Source organism: Pseudomonas sp. BJP69 (genome assembly GCF_007633355.1).
Taxonomy (GTDB): domain Bacteria; phylum Pseudomonadota; class Gammaproteobacteria; order Pseudomonadales; family Pseudomonadaceae; genus Aquipseudomonas; species Aquipseudomonas juntendi.
The window spans coordinates 3560830-3578054 of record NZ_CP041933.1 but is presented as its reverse complement, the minus strand read 5'-3'; the positions used below and the strand labels follow the sequence as shown (position 1 = coordinate 3578054).

Sequence of the window (17225 nt, the reverse complement as noted above, 5' to 3'; positions counted from 1 at the left end):
CAGGCTCGCATCACCCTAGCAAACTGCCCGGGCGCGGCTTCACGAAGGCTCCACCTCCAGAAACGCCGCCTCCAGTAGCTGCCGGGTATACGGATGTTGCGGTGCATGGAAGATTGCCTGCGCATCCCCCTGTTCAACCACCTGCCCATGCTTGATCACCATCAACTGATGGCTCAGTGCCCTGACCACCGCCAGGTCATGGCTGATGAACAGGTAAGTGAGGTTGTATTTTTGCTGCAGATTACGCAGCAACTCGACCACCTGGCGCTGCACCGTGCGGTCCAGTGCCGAGGTCGGCTCATCCAGCAGAATCAGCGCCGGCTTGAGCACCAGCGCCCGGGCGATGGCAATGCGCTGGCGCTGCCCACCCGAAAACTCATGCGGGTAGCGGTGCCGGGTGCCCGGGTCGAGCCCTACCTCCTCCAGCGCCGCAATGATGGCTGCTTCCTGCTCCTGGGCATTGCCGATACCGTGAATGCGCAAGCCTTCCCCAACGATGTCTGCCACGCACATGCGCGGGCTGAGGCTGCCGAAGGGGTCCTGGAACACCACCTGCATCTCGCGCCGTAACGGGCGCACGGCTTTCTGGTTCATCCCCTGCAGGTCTTGCCCGTGGAAGCGGATACCCCCCTGGCTGGCAATCAGCCGCAGGATCGCCAGGCCCAATGTCGACTTGCCCGACCCGGACTCCCCGACGATGCCCAGCGTTTGCCCCTGCGGCAAACTGAAGTTGACCCCGTTCACCGCCTTGACATGGTCGACAGTACGCCGCAGCAGGCCCTTCTTGATCGGGAACCAGACCTTGAGCTCATCGACTTGCAGCAGCGGCGCGCCTACCGGGTTATGCGCCGGCAGCCCGCTGGGCTCGGCATTGATCAGCATCTGCGTGTAGGGGTGTTGCGGCGCGCTGAACAGGGCCGCGCAGTCCGCCTGCTCGACAATCTGCCCGCGCTGCATCACGCACACGCGGTGGGCAATGCGCCGCACCAGGTTCAGGTCATGGCTGATCAGCAGCAGCGCCATGCCCAGGCGTGCCTGCAGTTCCTTGAGCAGGTCGAGAATCTTCAGCTGCACGGTCACATCCAGCGCCGTGGTCGGTTCGTCGGCAATCAGCAGTTCCGGCTCGTTGGCCAGGGCCATGGCGATCATCACCCGCTGGCGTTGCCCGCCGGACAGCTCGTGGGGCAGGGCCTTGAGGCGTTTGCGCGGCTCCGGGATGCCGACCATTTCCAGCAGCTCCAGGGTGCGCGCAGTGGCTTGCTTGCCGGTCAGGCCCTTGTGCAGCAGAAGGATTTCATTGATCTGCTTTTCGATGCAGTGCAGCGGGTTCAGCGACGTCATCGGCTCCTGGAATATCATCGCAATGCGGTTGCCGCGAATGCGCTGCAGGGTTTTTTCGTTCTGCTGCAGCAAGTCCTTGCCTTCATGGCGGATGCTGCCGCGGGGGTGCTGGGCCAAGGGGTAGGGCAGCAGGCGCAGGATCGAGTGCGCAGTCACCGACTTGCCCGAGCCGCTTTCACCGACCAGCGCCAGCGTCTCGCCTTTGCGGATGTCGAAACTGATGCCATCCACCACCCGGTTGACCTGGTCGCCGGTTACAAACTCGACGACCAGGTCGCGCACTTCGATCAGGTTCTGTTCACTCATGTCACTTCCTCGGGTCGAAGGCGTCGCGGGCGGATTCGCCGATGAATACCAGCAGGCTCAGCATCAGCGCCAGTACCGCGAAGGCGCTGATGCCCAGCCAGGGTGCCTGCAGGTTGGACTTGCCCTGGGCCACCAGCTCGCCCAGCGAGGGCGAACCGGCGGGCAGGCCGAAGCCGAGGAAGTCCAGGGCCGTGAGGGTACCGATGGCGCCGGTGAGAATGAACGGCATGAAGGTCATGGTCGAGATCATGGCGTTGGGCAGGATGTGCCGGTACATGATTGCGCCGTTGCGCATGCCCAGGGCTCGGGCGGCACGCACGTACTCCAGGTTGCGGCCGCGCAGGAACTCGGCGCGCACCACGTCGACCAGGCTCATCCAGGAAAACAGCAGCATGATGCCCAGCAGCCACCAGAAGTTCGGCTGCACGAAACTGGCAAGAATGATCAGCAGGTACAGCACCGGCAGCCCCGACCAGATTTCCAGAAAGCGTTGCCCGGCCAGGTCGACCCAACCGCCATAAAACCCCTGCAAGGCCCCCGCGAGGACGCCGATGATGGAGCTGGCCACGGTCAGGGTCAGGGCGAACAGCACCGATATGCGGAAGCCGTAGATTACCCGCGCCAGCACGTCGCGGCCTTGGTCGTCGGTGCCTAGCCAGTTGTCCGCCGAGGGCGGTGCCGGGGCCGGAACACGCAGGTCGTAGTTGATGCTCTGGTAGCTGAACGGGATCGGCGCCCACAGCACGAAGCTGTCTTTCTTGGCCAGCAGCTCGCGGATGTAGGGGCTCTTGTAGTTGGCTTCCAGCGGGAACTCGCCGCCGAACGTGGTTTCCGGGTAGCGCTTGAAGGCGGGGAAGTACCACTGGCCGTCGTAGCGCACTGCAATCGGTTTGTCGTTGGCGATCAGTTCGGCACCCAGGCTGAGGCCGAACAGGATCAGGAACAACCACAGCGACCACCAGCCACGGCGGTTGGCCTTGAAGCGCTCGAAGCGCCGTCGGTTGAGGGGGGACAAGGCCATGTCAGTGCTCCCGGCTGGCAAAGTCGATGCGTGGATCGACCAGGGTGTAGGTCAGGTCGCCGATCAGTTTCACCACCAGCCCCAGCAGGGTGAAGATGAACAGGGTGCCGAAGACCACCGGGTAGTCGCGGTTGATGGCCGCCTCGAAGCTCATCAGGCCCAGGCCGTCGAGGCTGAAGATCACCTCGATCAGCAGGGAGCCGGTGAAGAAGATACCGATGAACGCCGAAGGGAAGCCGGCAATCACCAGCAGCATGGCGTTGCGGAACACATGGCCATACAGCACCCGTGGCCGGCTCAGGCCTTTGGCCTTGGCGGTCACCACGTATTGTTTGTTGATTTCGTCGAGGAAGCTGTTCTTGGTCAGCAGGGTCATGGTTGCGAAGTTGCCGATGACCAGCGCGGTGATTGGCAGCACCAGGTGCCAGAAGTAGTCCAGCACCTTGCCGGTGGTGCTCAGCTCATCGAAGTTGTTGGAGGTGAGGCCGCGCAGCGGGAACCAGTCGAAGTAGCTGCCGCCGGCGAACAGCACGATCAGCAGAATGGCGAACAGGAAGGCGGGGATCGCATAGCCGACGATGATCGCCGAACTGGTCCACACGTCGAAGTGGCTGCCATGGCGTACCGCCTTGGCGATGCCCAGCGGGATCGACACCAGGTACATGATCAGGGTGCTCCACAGCCCCAGCGAGATCGACACCGGCATCTTTTCGATGATCAGGTCGATGACCTTGGCATCGCGGAAGAAGCTGTCGCCGAAATCCAGTCGGGCGTAGTTCTTGATCATGATCCACAGGCGTTCGGGCGGCGATTTGTCGAACCCGTACATGCGCTCGATTTCGGCGATCAGCGCCGGGTCCAGGCCTTGGGCGCCACGGTAGTTGGAGCCCGCCACGGACACCTCGGCGCCGCCACCGGCAATGCGGCTGGTGGCACCCTCGAAGCCTTCGAGCTTGGCGATCATCTGTTCGACCGGGCCACCGGGGGCAGCCTGGACGATGATGAAGTTGATGATGAGGATGCCGAACAGGGTCGGGATGATCAGCAGCAGGCGGCGCAGGATGTAGGCCAGCATCTCAGTTGGCCTCGTCCGCAGGGGCTGCGCTGACGGCCGGGCTTACCCCGGGCTTGATCCACCAGGTGTCGATGCCGATGTCGTACTTGGGCGACACCTTCGGGTGCCCGATGTGGTTCCAGTAGGCGACCCGCCAGGTCTTGATGTGCCAGTTGGGGATCACGTAATAGCCCCACAGCAATACCCGGTCGAGGGCGCGGCAATGGTCGATCAGGCTTTGGCGCGAGTCGGCATTGATCAGCTGGTCGACCAGCTGGTCGATGGCCGGGTCGCGCAGGCCGATGAAGTTGCGGCTGCCGGGGTTGTCGGCGGCGGCACTGGACCAGAATTCGCGCTGCTCGTTGCCGGGCGAGTTGGACTGCGGATAGCCGCCGACGATCATGTCGAAATCGCGTGAGCGCAGGCGGGTGATGTACTGCGAAACATCGACCCGGCGGATGTTCAGCTCGATACCCAGGTCAGCCAGGTTGCGCTTGAACGGCAGCAGGATGCGTTCGAACTCGGTCTGCGCCAGCAGGAACTCGATGCTTACCGGTTTGCCCTGGGCATCGACCATCTTGTCGTCGACGATTTTCCAGCCGGCCTCCTGCAGCAGCTTGTAGGCCTGGCGCTGCTGCTCGCGGATCATGCCGCTGCCGTCGCTGACCGGGTTGTGGAAGGCCTCGGTGAACACCTGGTCGGGTACTTTGCCGCGCAGCGGCTCGAGGATCTTCAGTTCGCTGGCGCTGGGCAAGCCACGGGCGGCCATTTCCGAGTTTTCGAAGTAACTGCCGGTACGGGTGTAGGCACCGTTGAACAGTTGCTTGTTGGTCCATTCATAGTCCAGCAGCAGGCTCAAGGCGTGGCGTACGCGCACATCCTGGAATACCGGCCGGCGGATGTTGAAAATGAAGCCCTGCATGCCAGTGGGGTTGCCGTTGGGCAGCTCTTCCTTGATCAGCCTGCCTTCGCGCACGGCGGGCACGTCGTAGGCGGTGGCCCAGTTTTTCGCGCTGACTTCCAGGCCATAGTCGAACGCGCCGGCCTTGAGTGCTTGCAGGGCTACGGTGGTGTCACGGTAGGCGTCGAAGGTCATGACATCGAAGTTGTAGAACCCACGGTTGATCGGCAGGTCCTTGGCCCAGTAGTCCTTGACCCGCTCGTAGCGTACCGAGCGCCCGGCCTTGACCTCGGCCACCTTGTACGGGCCGCTGCCCAGCGGAATTTCCAGGTTGCCGCGGTTGAAGTCGCGGTTTTCGTACCAGTGCTTGGGCAACACGGGCAACTGCCCGAGGATCAGCGGCAGTTCACGGTTGTTCCGGTGCTTGAACTTGAACAGCACTTTCAACGGGTCTTCGGCGACCACCTCGGCGACGTCGGCATAGTACTGACGATACAGCGGCGCACCATCCTTGATCAGGGCGTTGAAGGTAAACACCACGTCGTCGGCACGCATGGGGTGGCCATCGTGGAAACGTGCTTCGGGGCGCAGGTAGAAGCGCACCCAGCTGTTGTCCGGGGCTTTCTCGATCTTGCCGGCGACCAGGCCATATTCGGTGAAGGGTTCGTCCTGGCTCTGGCGCATCAGGGTGTCGTAGATGATGCTGATGTTTTCGGCCGGCACGCCCTTGTTGATGAACGGGTTGAGGCTGTCGAACCCGCCGAAACTGGACTGGCGGAAGGTGCCACCCTTGGGCGCCTCGGGGTTCACGTAGTCGAAGTGCTTGAAGTCGGCAGGGTATTTGGGCGGCTCGTCGTACAGGGTGAGCGCATGTTGCGGTGCGGCCAGGGCGGGAAGGCTCAGGCAGGCGAGCAACAGGCTGCCAGCCAGCCGGCGCAAGCGGTGCGTTGGCATCATTGGGCTTTCTCCGAAGTCTTTATCCACCAGCTGTTCAGCCCAAGGGTATAGGGCGGTGTGGTGACGAAGGCGAACCGGTTGCGGTAGGCCAGGCGATGGTTGTCCAGGTACCAGTTGGGGATCATGTAGTACTGCCATGAGAGGACGCGGTCCAGGGCGCGGGCGGCAGCCACCTGGTCGTCGCGGGTGCGTGCGGCCAACAGGGTGTCGAGCAGGTGGTCGACCACCGGGTCCTTGACCCCTGCATAGTTCTTGCTGCCCTTGGTGCCGGCCTGGCTCGAATGGAAGTACAACCACTGCTCCAGGCCGGGGCTCAGGGTCTGATTGAGGGTCATCAGAATCATGTCGAAATCGAACTGGTCCAGGCGTTGTTTGTACTGGGCACGGTCCACGGTGCGCAAGCGCGCATCGATACCGATGCTGGACAGATTTTCGACATAAGGTTGCAGGATGCGTTCAAGGTTGGGGTTTACCAGCAGCAGCTCCATGCGCAACTGCTGGCCTTTGCTGTCGACCAGGCGCTGGCCGTTCAGCTTCCACCCCGCCTCGGCGAGCAGGGCCAGTGCCTGGCGCAAGGTTTCGCGGCTGACGCCACGGCCGGCGGTGTGGCTGACCTGGTACGGTTCGCTGAACAGTTTGGCGGGTAACTGGTCACGGAATGGGGCCAGCAGCAGCCATTCCTTGCCGGTGGGCACACCGCTGGCGGCGAACTCACTGTTGGGGTAGTAGCTGGTCGAGCGCCGGTAGGCGTTGCTGAACAGGGCGCGGTTGGTCCACTCGAAGTCGAGCATCAGCCCCAGTGCCTGGCGTACCCGCGGGTCGCTGAAGGTCGCCCGGCGGCTGTTCATGAACAGGCCCTGGGTTTGCGTGGGGATGCGGTGCGGGATCTGCGCCTTGATCACCTCGCCACGGCGCACGGCCGGGAAGTTGTAGCCGTTGGCCCAGTTCTTCGCCTGGTGTTCGATATAGATGTCGAATTCACCGGCCTTGAACGCTTCGAAGGCCACGGTGGCATCACGGTAGAATTCGTACTCCACGCGATCGAAGTTGTACTTGCCTCGGTTGACGGCCAGGTCCTTGCCCCAGTAACGCTTGACGCGCTCGAACACCAGCCGGCGCCCCGGCTGCACCTCGGTGATGCGGTACGGGCCACTGCCCAATGGCGGCTCGAAGGTAGTGGCCTTGAAGTCACGGTGCTGCCAGTAGTGCTTGGGCAGCACTGGCATCTCGCCCAGGCGCAGGATGAGCAGTGGGTTGCCAGCGCGCTTGAACACGAAGCGGATGCGCAGCGGGCCGAGGATATCGACCCGCTGCACCTCCTGCAGGTTGGTGCGGTAGATCGGGTGGCCGTCCTTGAGCAACGTGCGGTAGGAGAAGGCCACGTCTGCCGAGGTGATCGGCTTGCCGTCATGCCAGCGGGCTTCCGGGCGCAGGTTGAACACCACCCAGCTACGGTCCTCGCTGTACTCCACCGAGCGGGCAATCAGGCCGTAGCTGGAGGTGGGCTCGTCGCCGGACGGGTCGTATTGGCCGGTACCGACCATCAGCGGCTCGTTGAGCTCGCTGATACCGTACTGTTGGAAGTTGGGCGTGGTAACCGGGCTCGACCCCTTGAAGGTATAGGGGTTGAGGGTGTCGAAGGTGCCAAAGGCCATTGCCCGCAACGTGCCGCCTTTGGGCGCTTGCGGGTTGACCCAGTCGAAGTGGGTGAACGTGGCTGGGTACTTGAGCGTGCCGAACTGCGCGTATCCGTGGCTTTCGCTCACCATCGCGACTGCGGGAAAGCTCAAGGCCAGGCTGATTGACAGCAGGAGGGGACGTATCAAGTCGGCATCCGATCCAGAGGCGTTGGGCTTTTGTCGGCGTACAGTAACAGCTTGGGGGGGTGGGAAAAAGAGAGCGGCAAGCTTCAAGCTTCAAGCTGCAAGAAAAAGCGGCGGTGTACGCGAATTGCTTTTTTCTTGCTGCTTGCAGCTTGAGACTTTCAATGCCCGACGTAGACGGTCAGGGTCTGCCCGGGCTTGAGGGCATGACCGCTGCGCGGGTTCCAGCGCTTGAGGTGCTTCATTTCCACGTTGAAGCGCTTGGCCACCAGGTACAGCGAGTCACCCTTGCGCACCTTGTACTGGGTAGAGCGCTGCGCCGACGCCGCTACGCGATTGCCGGCGGCGCTCGGGGCGTTGCCGCCGCGCAGGGCCAGGACCTGGCCAGCGCGCAGGTTGTTGCCGGACAGGCGGTTCCAGCGCTTGATGTCCTTGATCGATACGCGGTTGGCCTTGGCGATGGCACCGAGGTTGTCACCCCGCTTGACCCGGTAGCTACGCGTGGCCACCGGTGCCTTGGCTTCGGCCACGGCGCGGGCGAATGCGGCTTTTGGCGGTTGCAGGCTGACCAGTTGCTCGGGGTTGAGGTTGGACAGGCTGGCACTGAGCAGCTGTGCTTTGGCGGTTGGCACCAGCAGCTGTTTCGGGCCATCGACGGTCATGCGTTTCTTGAACGCCGGGTTGAGCTGGATCAGCTCGTCCTCGTCGATGTTGGCGAAGGCGGCAACCCGGGTCAGGTCCAAGCGTTCGTTGATCGCCACTGCTTCGAAGTACGGTTCGTTGGCGATCGGGGTGAGATTGACGCCATAGGCTTCAGGCGTGGACACCACCTGCGACAGCGCCAGCAACTTGGGTACGTAGTCACGGGTTTCCTGCGGCAGTGGCAGGTTCCAGTAGTCGGTCGGCAGGCCAAGCTTCTCGTTGCGCTCGATGGCGCGGCTGACCGTGCCTTCGCCGGCGTTGTAGGCGGCCAGCGCCAGCAGCCAGTCGCCGTTGAACATGTCATGCAGGCGGGTCAGGTAGTCCAGCGCAGCATTGGTCGAGGCCGTAATGTCGCGGCGGCCGTCATAGAAATTGGTCTGGCGCAGGTTGAAGTGGCGACCGGTTGCCGGCATGAACTGCCACATGCCTGCGGCGCTGGCCCGCGAATACGCCATCGGGTTGTAGGCGCTTTCGATGGCTGGCAGCAGCGCCAGCTCCAGGGGCATGTCACGCTCCTCGAGGCGCTCGACGATGTAGTGCAGGTACAGGCTGCCGCGCTCGCCAGCGCTTTCGATGAAGGTGGGGTTGCTGGCGAACCACAAACGCTGTTGCTCGATGCGCGGGTTGACGTCGATGCTGTCCTGCAGGGCAAAGCCCTGGCGCATTCGCTCCCACACGTCCTGTGGCGCCTGCTCGGCCGGCTTGACCAGCAGCGGCGCGGGCTTGTGCTTGATCCGCGCCTGGTAGTTGTGCGCGCGAACGCTATCGGATTCGTCGAGCTGACGGTTGCTCTGGCAACCCACCAGAGTGGCGGCCAGAGCCAGCGCACTGATTTGGGCCAGGCGCGTCAGGGCGACTGAATGAGAGGTTCTGCGGCTACGGGAAGACATCGGCTGAGACAGGTATCCGGGCAAAAAATTTCGGCGATTCTAGAAACCGCTCCGGGCCGGGTCAACCGTTGAGCACAGATTGCGATATATCTTGCGGTTATCAGAAGGTGTCTTTCCAAGACCTCAAGGCAGCAAAAACAGCGACATGCGTAGCGTTTGAATGTCCCTTCCATTCGTCTGCTTTTTGTTTAACTAATGTTTCAGAGGTGCGCAAAAAAGGGTTGGTCAGGCGCTCCAGGCCAATTGTCGACGGCAATGTGATGCGCTGGTCGGCGCGCAACCGGGTCACCTCGTCGAAGCGCTGCTGCACATGCGGGTTGTCGGGCTCGACGGCCTTGGCGAAGCGCAGGTTGGCAAGCGTGTATTCGTGGGCGCAGTACACCTGGGTGTGCGCGGGCAGGGCCGCCAGGCGGGCCAAGGCGGGTTGCATCTGCTCGGGCGTGCCCTCGAACATGCGCCCGCAACCGGCCGCGAACAGGGTATCGCCGCTGAACAGGAGCGGGGTTTCCGACGGCTGGTCACTGAAGAAAGCGATATGGCCCAGGGTGTGGCCGGGCACCGCCAGCACCTGGAACACCACGCCCAGCACTTCGACCTCGGCGCCCTCGTCCAGCGCCAGGTCACGGCAGGGAATCTGCTCGTTGGCCGGGCCACAGACCCGCGCGCCGGTCAGTTGCTTGAGCCGTGCCACGCCGCCGACGTGGTCGGTGTGGTGGTGGGTAATGAGGATGTCGCTCAGCGCCCAGCCGGGGTTGGCGGCCAGCCAACGCTCCACCGGTCCTGCGTCGCCGGGGTCGACCACCGCACAACGGCGTTTGGCAGTATCCTGTAACAACCAGATGTAGTTGTCGGAGAAAGCGGGAAGAGCATCGATCTGTATCATGGTGCGGATCCGATTCACCTAGCGTGGCACATGAAGGCATCTTAGCCGCGATGGCGCGGCGGGAGAACCTTCGAGGGAGAGCGCAATGACCGACCAAGCCTTTGCCCAGGCCGATCCGGACTGGGTCGAGCTGATCAGCCTGGCCCGTGAGTGGTTCAATGGCCCACTCGGCCAACTGATGCTCAAGGAAGAAGACCAACTGCTGGAGGAAGAGCTGGGGCGCTTTTTTGGCGGTTACCTGGTGCATTACGGGCCCTGCGCCGAAGCACCGCCCCAGGCACCCCAGGTGCAGCGCAATGTGCGCCTTGGTGCGCCGTTGCCTGGGGTTGAAATTGTCTGCGAGGAACAGGCCTGGCCGCTGAGCGAGCATGCTGCCGACGTGGTGGTGCTGCAGCATGGCCTGGACTTCTGCCTGTCGCCGCATGGCCTGCTGCGCGAGGCAGCCAGTGCCGTGCGCCCGGGCGGGCATTTGCTGATCGTGGGCATCAACCCGTGGAGCAGTTGGGGCATGCGCCATTTCTTCAGTCATGGCGCCTTGCGCAAGGCGCGCTGCATCTCGCCGTCGCGGGTTGGCGACTGGCTCAACCTGCTGGGCTTCGCGCTGGAGAAACGCCGCTTCGGGTGCTATCGTCCGCGGCTTGCCTCACCGGCCTGGCAGCAGCGCCTGCAAGGCTGGGAGCGGCTGGCCGGCGGCTGGCAAGGTGCCGGTGGTGGGGTCTACCTGCTGGTGGCGCGCAAGATGGTGGTCGGGCTGCGGCCCCTGCGTCAGCAGCGTCGCGAGCCCATGGGCAAGCTGCTGCCGCTGCCGCTGGCCAAGGTCAACCGCACGGCAGCCAACCCTGAAACTGACAAGCACTGAATTCAAGAGTGGTACATGAGCGATAGCGTCGAAATGTTTACCGATGGTGCCTGCAAGGGCAACCCTGGCCCGGGTGGCTGGGGGGTGCTGATGATCTACAAGGGCGTCGAGAAGGAACTGTGGGGCGGCGAACGTGAAACCACCAACAACCGCATGGAACTGATGGCGGCGATCCAGGGGCTGATGTCGCTCAAGCGTGAATGCGAAGTCGTGCTGACCACCGACTCGCAATATGTGATGAAGGGCATCAACGAGTGGATGGTCAACTGGAAGAAGCGCGGCTGGAAAACCGCGGCCAAGGAGCCGGTAAAAAACGCCGACCTGTGGCAACTGCTCGATGAGCAGGTCAACCGCCACAAGGTCACCTGGAAGTGGGTACGCGGGCACATCGGCCACCCCGGCAACGAACGGGCCGACCAGTTGGCCAACCGTGGGGTCGATGAGGTGCGCGCCCAGCGTTGAGCTGGGGTACAATCGCCGCTTTGTAACTGATGCAAGTTGGAGCACCCGGCGTGGAGCAGCAGCAAGATAAACGGTACGTGATTCTCGATACCGAGACCACGGGTATGCCGGTTGGCGAAGGTCACCGGATCATCGAAATCGGCTGTGTCGAGGTGATCGGCCGGCGGCTGACCGGGCGGCATTTCCATGTCTACCTGCAGCCGGACCGCGAAAGTGACGAGGGGGCGATCAACGTCCACGGCATCACCGACGCGTTTCTGGTCGGCAAGCCGCGCTTCGCCGATGTGGCCGATGAATTCTTCGAGTTCATCCAAGGCGCCACGCTGGTCATCCACAACGCGGCGTTCGACGTAGGCTTCATCAACAACGAATTCGCCTTGCTGGGCCAGCAACATCGCGCGGACGTGTCGCAGTACTGCACCGTTCTCGACACCTTGCTGCTGGCGCGTTCGCGCCACCCGGGGCAGCGCAACAGCCTCGATGCGCTGTGCAAACGCTACGATATCGACAACTCGGGCCGCGAGCTGCACGGCGCACTGCTCGACTCGGAACTGCTGGCCGACGTCTACCTGGCGATGACCGGTGGCCAGACCAGCCTGTCGCTGGCCGGTCATGGGGCGGATGCCGAGGGTGACGGGCAGGCTGGCGGCGGCAGCGAAATCCGCCGGATCACCGGGCGAGCGCCGGGGCGCGTGATCATGGCCAATGCCCAAGAGCTGGAAGCGCATGCCGAGCGGTTGGCAGCCATAGCCAAATCGGCAGGCGGGCCTTCGATGTGGCAGCTGCTGACCGAGTCAGCTGCCGGCTGATTGTGGCTATCTGTCTTGCTGCTGCCGGTCATCCATCACCGGCCATGCGCCACGGCTTGCTTCACGGAATGCGAATGAGCTCGACACCGCTGCGGGCCAGCTCGAAGCGGTTTTCACCCAGGTAATTGACCTTGTCGCCGATGGCCAGGCGGTAGGTGGTGATGGGGGCGCCCAGTGTGCTGCCGTCAAGTTGCAGGGTCGACTCCTGGAACTCGTGCACGGGGTAGATGCGGCCTTCGGCGTCACGGGCGTGGAATTGGCCGACCATTACTGCTGCCATTTGGGTGGAAACCTCTGAAATACGTAGGAAATGTCTGTAGTCATAGACCGTGCAGGAGGGCTGGAAGTTTTCGCGTCGATGAAAAAAAACCAAAGCGGCGAGAAACGGTCATCTATAACTACAACGTCCTTTAACCCGTATAGGTAGGAAATTGCCATGAGCCAGGTGTATTCGGTTGCGGTTGTTGTCGGTAGCTTGCGCAAGGAGTCCTACAACCGTAAGGTCGCCCGCGCACTTGCGGAGCTGGCATCGTCCAGCCTTGCCCTGAAAATCGTCGAAATTGGCGATCTGCCGCTGTACAACGAGGATGTCGAGGCCGAGGGTGCTCCCGAGTCCTGGAAACGGTTTCGGGATGAAATTCGCCGCAGCGATGCCGTGCTGTTCGTCACCCCTGAATACAACCGCTCGGTCCCCGGCTGCCTGAAGAACGCCATTGACGTTGGCTCCCGGCCTTACGGGCACAGTGCCTGGAGCGGCAAGCCCACTGCGGTGGTGAGCGTTTCGCCAGGGACTATCGGCGGCTTTGGTGCCAACCATGCCGTGCGCCAGGCGCTGGTATTTCTGGACATGCCGTGCATGCAGATGCCCGAAGCCTACATTGGCGGTGCCGCCAACCTGTTCGACGAGTCGGGCAAGCTCAACGACAAGACCCGGCCATTCCTGCAGGCCTTCATCGACAAGTTTGCTTCATGGGTGAAGCTGAACCGGTCGGTCTGAACCGCCAACCCACTCGTGAGATGCCCCTTGCCGCAGTGGCCTGGCCCGCTGCTGCAAGGGGCGCCATGCGTTAGCGGAAGCTGTAGGAAACCCCGGCGTATACGCTAAAGCCTTCGCCCGGGGTGGAGCGCGCATTGTCATTACCGGCATCGTTGTAGGCGGGCGTCACCGTCGCTGCATAACGCTGGTTGGTGAGGTTGCGCAGGTCCAGCCAGGTTTGCCAGTCCTGGCGGGGTGAATCCCAACCGATACGCGCGCCGAGCAGGGCATATTCATCAGCGTGGTAGCTGTTGGCGTTGTCCACCTGAACCTTGGATGCCAGCTGGGTATTCACCCCGGCATGGAAACCGTTCGACCAGTCGTAGCGCAGCTCGGCCTGGTAATAGTGCATGGGGATGCCAGGCAGGCGATTGTCACCGAACGCCTCGTCATCGCGGTAGTGGAAATCACTGAATGTATAGGCCTGGCGCAGGCTCAACTTGCCCGTGCCTGCGCGTTCCCACAAGGTGCTGACGAGGCCGGCTTCCACACCTTGGTGCACTGTGGTGCTGGCATTGAACTCGGAGGTGAAGTTCGGCACCACTTCCACGGCGAGCAGTTCGTGTCGCACCTGTGCGTAGTACCAGGCCAGGTCCCAGCGGCCGATGGCCGAATCGCCACGTGCGCCCACTTCCAGGGTGGTTGCAGTCTGGTTCTGCATTTCGATCGGCTGGATCTGTTTGCCGCCAGTACTCGGTGCGCTCCAGATCAGCGACCAGGGGTGTGGCGGCTCCACCGAACGGCTGAGGTTGCCATACACCTGCAGGTCCGGCCGAAGGTCGTAGCGCAAGCCCACACGGGGGGCGTAATCCCAGTCATGCATGCTCACTTTGCCGCCCTCGGCAGGGTAGGTGACGTCGCTTTCACGCCGGGTGTAGATCATGGCCAGGCCGGTGGTCAGCCACAGGTTGGGCACCAGTTCCAGGTCATTGCCGGCATGCAGCACGGTATCGGAGCCCTGGTAGGTGAAGTCCCGCGTTCTTGCACCGAACACGTCGCCAGTGCGGGCGAACTGCGAGGCGCCGCTGTTTGGCAGGTGTTTGGTGGTGCGCCAGCCGAGGGTGGTCTTGCTCTCGTGGCCGTACAGGCTGTCGCGGCGCGAATAGTTGAGCGTGCCGCTGACGTCGGTATAGGCCACCTTCAGGCGCATCGGCCCTTCGCGCAGGTCCATGGGGTAGTCGTGGTAGACCAGGCCGGCTTCCACCCGCGCGTCATCGTCGAGGTAGAAGGTAGTCTTGTTGCCTACCCAGGTGCTGCCCGGTTGCGGGCGGCTATCGTCACGGGCCAGGTAGGCCGGGTTGGCCGCCCGAGGGTGGTGTTTGATCTGGTCCTTGGTCAGGCGCCCGGCCAGTTCGTTCTCGGTTTCCCGGTAGCGCAGGTAGAAGCGCGTTTCGAGGTTGGGGTTGAAGCGGTAGCCGACATTGGCAGCCACGCCCTTGGCACTGCCGCTGCTGTGAGCCTGGTAACCGTCGTATTCGGCATCGGTCAACGCGACGTAGTAGTCGAGGTTGCCCAGCACCTGGCCCGAGCTGATATGCCGATGCTGGTAGCCGCGGCTGCCCACCTCGTAGCGCACCTGCAGCGGTGCAGCGTCATAGCCGGTGTGGGTGACGTAGTTGATCGCGCCACCCAGTGCCAGCGCGCCCTGATCGAAGCCGTTGGCGCCGCGCAACACCTCGGCGCGGCTTAGCCACAAGGGTTCGAACAGCTCGTAGGGAGTACCCCCCGGGCCGGTCAAGGGCAGCCCGTCGAACATCGTGTAGATGCCAGAGCCATGTGCCCCCGGGGCACGATTGAGGCCTGAGCCGCGGATCGACAACTTGATCCCGTCGTTGCCTGCCGATTGTGCGAACACACCGGGCTGGTAGGCCAGCACGTCCTGGTTGCTGGCCACCCGGCCTTGGCCGACCCGTTGCATGTCCACCAGGTTGCTGGCGCCCGGTATTTCGCGCAGGCGCTGGGTGGCGGCCGTCAGTTCGGTCTGCTCCTCGTCGGTGATCAGAACCTGGTCGAGCTCGACCGAGGGTGCCGCCACGGCGGGCTGGGTGGCGCCCATGGCAGCCAGCAGGCCCAGGCAGGATGACAGGGGCATAACGCGACGCATTGTACGACTCCAGGCGAAAAGCGAATGGACAACGGCGTTGAGACGAGCGAAATGCCGCCGGGAGCACGAAGAAAAGCACTCATTTTCCCGCTGCTTTCGTCAGACGCTTTTGTACGAAAGTTCTTTACAAGCGGCGGCGATGGAGGCTGCCGCCCGGGCTTCGTAAGGTGAACGCAGATCGGCAAGCGTGCCGTGCTCACTCACCCGTGGAGTTCAAACATGACCGACAACGCTCGACATTCGCAGCACCCTCCGGCGGACGCCCCGGTGCGCCTGACACCACGTGAACAGCAGGTGCTGCTGTGGTGCGCCTATGGCAAGAGTTCCTGGGAAATCGGGCAGATCCTGGCGTGCAAGGAGTCGACCGTGAATTTCCACGTGTCCAACATCCTGCGCAAATTCGATGTGCCCACCCGGGTAGCTGCAGTGATCAAGGCTATTCGTTACGGCATGCTGGCCGAGCAATGAGGAGGTGACGCATGAGTACCGATCGCCTACCACGCATTGCCGATAGCCACGACCCGTTCTGGCCGCGGGTGGACTTGGGCAGGTTGCATGAACGGCTGAAGCTGCAGCAGCCAGTCAGTGATGCGGCGCTGGAGGTGGCCGCGCGCTGTGCCGTGATTGCCGCGGCAAGCGAGTTCGCCCGCTGGCGAGCGGCGCTGCGTGAGCGGGGCTACCAACGCCTCGAGGACGTGGCCGGGCATGACCATGGGCGCGCCTTGCACGTGTGTTACACCCGTTTTGTCGAAGCCGCGATCCTGCATACCTTGGGTTCCGCGCCTTGCCTGGCTGGACCGCGACGAGGGCTGAAACATGCCTGAACAATGGTTCTGCGACCACTTGGGTTCAACCCTGGCGCAGATGCTGGGGGTGGATGGCAATGTGTTGTTCGCCGCGCTGCTGGGGGCGTTGCTGGTCAGTGCCGCACGCGACCGGTTGATCACCAACACCGCCAAGCGGCTGACACTGGCCAAGAAACTCTTGCTGGTGTTTGTCACCGTAGGCGTGGGTCATTTGTTCGAGCCGCTGATTTCGGAGTCGGTGCCTTTGCTGTCACGTGGCATGGCCGGCTTTGTGGCAGCGGTAATCGTCATTCCGGTGAGCTTGAAGGTCATGGTGCTGGTCGACACCCTCGACCCGCGTGAACTGATCCAGCGCTGGCGAAAACGGGGTTAGCCCGTCAGCTCGCTCAACTGCTGTTCCAGTTGCCGGATTCGCTGCTTGTCTTCGATGAACAGCAAGATGGCTTGGCGGTCGCTGGGCGACAAGGTGCGCAGGCGCTCGAGCACATCGGCTTCCCAACCCGTCAGGCCCCGGCTTGCCGGGGCCTGCTCGCCATGGCCGAGCAGAAGCCAGTCCAGCGAGCAGGCATGTTGCCTGGCGATCTCGATGCAAAGGGAATAGGGAATGCTATCGCGCACCTTCCAGCTGCTGAGCGTCTGCGGGCTCACCGACAGTGCGCGCGAAAGATCGGCGTCGGACTGCGCGCCGGTTAGAAGCTTGAGCCGCGTGAGCACCGCAGCCAGTACGTGAGTACTCATAACAAATATCCATGACTGGTTTAATGATATTCCATGGGCTTAAACTACTCGTTATGAATACAGCCCTGCGTTTTAAGGAGCATTTCTGCAATGAGAAACATCAAACTGAAGAATAGTCCCGATTTTGTGGCCAATACTGACACACTCCGGCGAGCATTCTCACTGAAGTTGAACCTGAACAGTGCTTGCAGGTATTTGCCGTGAGTACTTACAAGCTTGTCTGCCCGCACTGCCACAGCCGGATGCGCATACGCACCAGTGAAGGTCGCCATATTTTCCTGCGCATTGCTTATTTGCAATGCACAACCGAGGCCTGTGGCTGGTCGGTACGTGCCGAATTCGAAATGACCCATGAACTGTCGCCCAGCGGCATGCCCAACCCGGAAGTCTACCTGCCTTCTGCCAATGGTGATTTGCGCAAGGCGGCCCTGCCGGGCGCAGGGCTGGGTAGCCCTGGTGAATGAGCTGGCATGCTCAGCGACCTAAAACACGCACATAAAAAAACACCCCGCATCAGCGGGGTGTTTTCATTG

The 17225-nt window shown here is 62.6% G+C and carries 18 protein-coding genes; 8 read left to right on the top strand and 10 right to left on the bottom strand.

Annotated elements, in window-relative coordinates:
- Window positions 1-39: 39 nt before the first annotated feature.
- The 7 genes from FPB55_RS16630 to gloB form a co-directional block, all read right to left on the bottom strand.
- Window positions 40-1647 (bottom strand): ABC transporter ATP-binding protein, encoded by a 1608-nt coding sequence (locus FPB55_RS16630; protein WP_029886649.1) that lies wholly within the window; start codon window positions 1645-1647, stop codon window positions 40-42.
- A gap of 1 nt (window position 1648) precedes the next feature.
- A complete protein-coding gene (locus tag FPB55_RS16625; protein WP_029886648.1) occupies window positions 1649-2668 on the bottom strand; it encodes an ABC transporter permease in 1020 nt (339 codons plus the stop codon).
- A gap of 1 nt (window position 2669) precedes the next feature.
- The gene (locus tag FPB55_RS16620; RefSeq protein WP_009686399.1) at window positions 2670-3743 is read right to left on the bottom strand and encodes a microcin C ABC transporter permease YejB; all 1074 of its coding nucleotides are present in this window, start codon (window positions 3741-3743) and stop codon (window positions 2670-2672) included.
- A gap of 1 nt (window position 3744) precedes the next feature.
- A complete protein-coding gene (locus FPB55_RS16615) occupies window positions 3745-5580 on the bottom strand; it encodes an extracellular solute-binding protein (protein ID WP_047149855.1) in 1836 nt (611 codons plus the stop codon).
- Window positions 5577-7406, bottom strand: coding sequence for an extracellular solute-binding protein (locus FPB55_RS16610; protein ID WP_202981961.1), 1830 nt, complete (start codon window positions 7404-7406; stop codon window positions 5577-5579). The genes FPB55_RS16615 and FPB55_RS16610 overlap by 4 nt, the downstream gene beginning before the upstream one ends.
- Window positions 7407-7564: 158 nt before the next feature.
- On the bottom strand, window positions 7565-8995 hold the full coding sequence (locus FPB55_RS16605) for a lytic transglycosylase domain-containing protein (protein WP_115294426.1): 1431 nt from the start codon (window positions 8993-8995) through the stop codon (window positions 7565-7567).
- Between the two features lie 100 nt (window positions 8996-9095).
- Window positions 9096-9878, bottom strand: coding sequence for a hydroxyacylglutathione hydrolase (gene gloB, locus FPB55_RS16600; protein ID WP_115294425.1), 783 nt, complete (start codon window positions 9876-9878; stop codon window positions 9096-9098).
- Between the two features lie 85 nt (window positions 9879-9963).
- On the opposite strand from gloB, the gene FPB55_RS16595 reads away from it, so the two are divergent.
- From FPB55_RS16595 to dnaQ, 3 genes are read left to right on the top strand one after another with little or no spacing between them, the layout of a single operon-like run.
- The gene (locus FPB55_RS16595; protein ID WP_144188701.1) at window positions 9964-10737 is read left to right on the top strand and encodes a methyltransferase domain-containing protein; all 774 of its coding nucleotides are present in this window, start codon (window positions 9964-9966) and stop codon (window positions 10735-10737) included.
- Between the two features lie 15 nt (window positions 10738-10752).
- Window positions 10753-11199 (top strand): ribonuclease HI, encoded by a 447-nt coding sequence (gene rnhA, locus FPB55_RS16590; protein ID WP_029886642.1) that lies wholly within the window; start codon window positions 10753-10755, stop codon window positions 11197-11199.
- A 50-nt stretch (window positions 11200-11249) separates the two neighbouring features.
- Window positions 11250-12008, top strand: coding sequence for a DNA polymerase III subunit epsilon (dnaQ, locus tag FPB55_RS16585; RefSeq protein ID WP_009686407.1), 759 nt, complete (start codon window positions 11250-11252; stop codon window positions 12006-12008).
- Window positions 12009-12069: 61 nt separating this feature from the next.
- On the opposite strand, the gene FPB55_RS16580 is transcribed toward dnaQ, so the two are convergent.
- Window positions 12070-12288 carry a hypothetical protein gene (locus FPB55_RS16580; protein WP_009686408.1) on the bottom strand — a complete coding sequence of 73 codons (219 nt, stop codon included), beginning with the start codon at window positions 12286-12288 and terminating at the stop codon, window positions 12070-12072.
- A gap of 156 nt (window positions 12289-12444) precedes the next feature.
- Between FPB55_RS16580 and FPB55_RS16575 the strand changes: the two genes are divergently transcribed.
- Window positions 12445-13005, top strand: a complete 561-nt coding sequence (locus FPB55_RS16575) for an NADPH-dependent FMN reductase (RefSeq protein WP_144188699.1) — start codon at window positions 12445-12447, stop codon at window positions 13003-13005.
- 70 nt (window positions 13006-13075) lie between these two features.
- Here the strand turns inward: FPB55_RS16575 and FPB55_RS16570 are convergent, their stop codons facing one another.
- Window positions 13076-15148, bottom strand: coding sequence for a TonB-dependent receptor (locus FPB55_RS16570; RefSeq protein ID WP_144188697.1), 2073 nt, complete (start codon window positions 15146-15148; stop codon window positions 13076-13078).
- Between the two features lie 219 nt (window positions 15149-15367).
- Between FPB55_RS16570 and FPB55_RS16565 the strand changes: the two genes are divergently transcribed.
- From FPB55_RS16565 to FPB55_RS16555, 3 genes are read left to right on the top strand one after another with little or no spacing between them, the layout of a single operon-like run.
- Window positions 15368-15616, top strand: a complete 249-nt coding sequence (locus tag FPB55_RS16565) for a helix-turn-helix transcriptional regulator (RefSeq protein ID WP_029886638.1) — start codon at window positions 15368-15370, stop codon at window positions 15614-15616.
- Window positions 15617-15627: 11 nt separating this feature from the next.
- Complete coding sequence (locus FPB55_RS16560; protein WP_009686413.1) at window positions 15628-15972, top strand: head completion/stabilization protein; 345 nt, start codon at window positions 15628-15630, stop codon at window positions 15970-15972.
- The gene (locus FPB55_RS16555; RefSeq protein WP_009686414.1) at window positions 15965-16327 is read left to right on the top strand and encodes a hypothetical protein; all 363 of its coding nucleotides are present in this window, start codon (window positions 15965-15967) and stop codon (window positions 16325-16327) included. The genes FPB55_RS16560 and FPB55_RS16555 overlap by 8 nt, the downstream gene beginning before the upstream one ends.
- Here FPB55_RS16555 and FPB55_RS16550 read toward each other — a convergent pair.
- Complete coding sequence (locus FPB55_RS16550; RefSeq protein WP_115294423.1) at window positions 16324-16692, bottom strand: helix-turn-helix domain-containing protein; 369 nt, start codon at window positions 16690-16692, stop codon at window positions 16324-16326. The two genes, FPB55_RS16555 and FPB55_RS16550, sit on opposite strands and share 4 nt — an antisense overlap.
- Window positions 16693-16892: 200 nt before the next feature.
- Between FPB55_RS16550 and FPB55_RS16545 the strand changes: the two genes are divergently transcribed.
- Entirely contained in the window at window positions 16893-17156 is a 264-nt protein-coding gene (locus FPB55_RS16545; RefSeq protein WP_110676793.1) for an ogr/Delta-like zinc finger family protein, read from the top strand.
- Window positions 17157-17225: the final 69 nt, after the last annotated feature.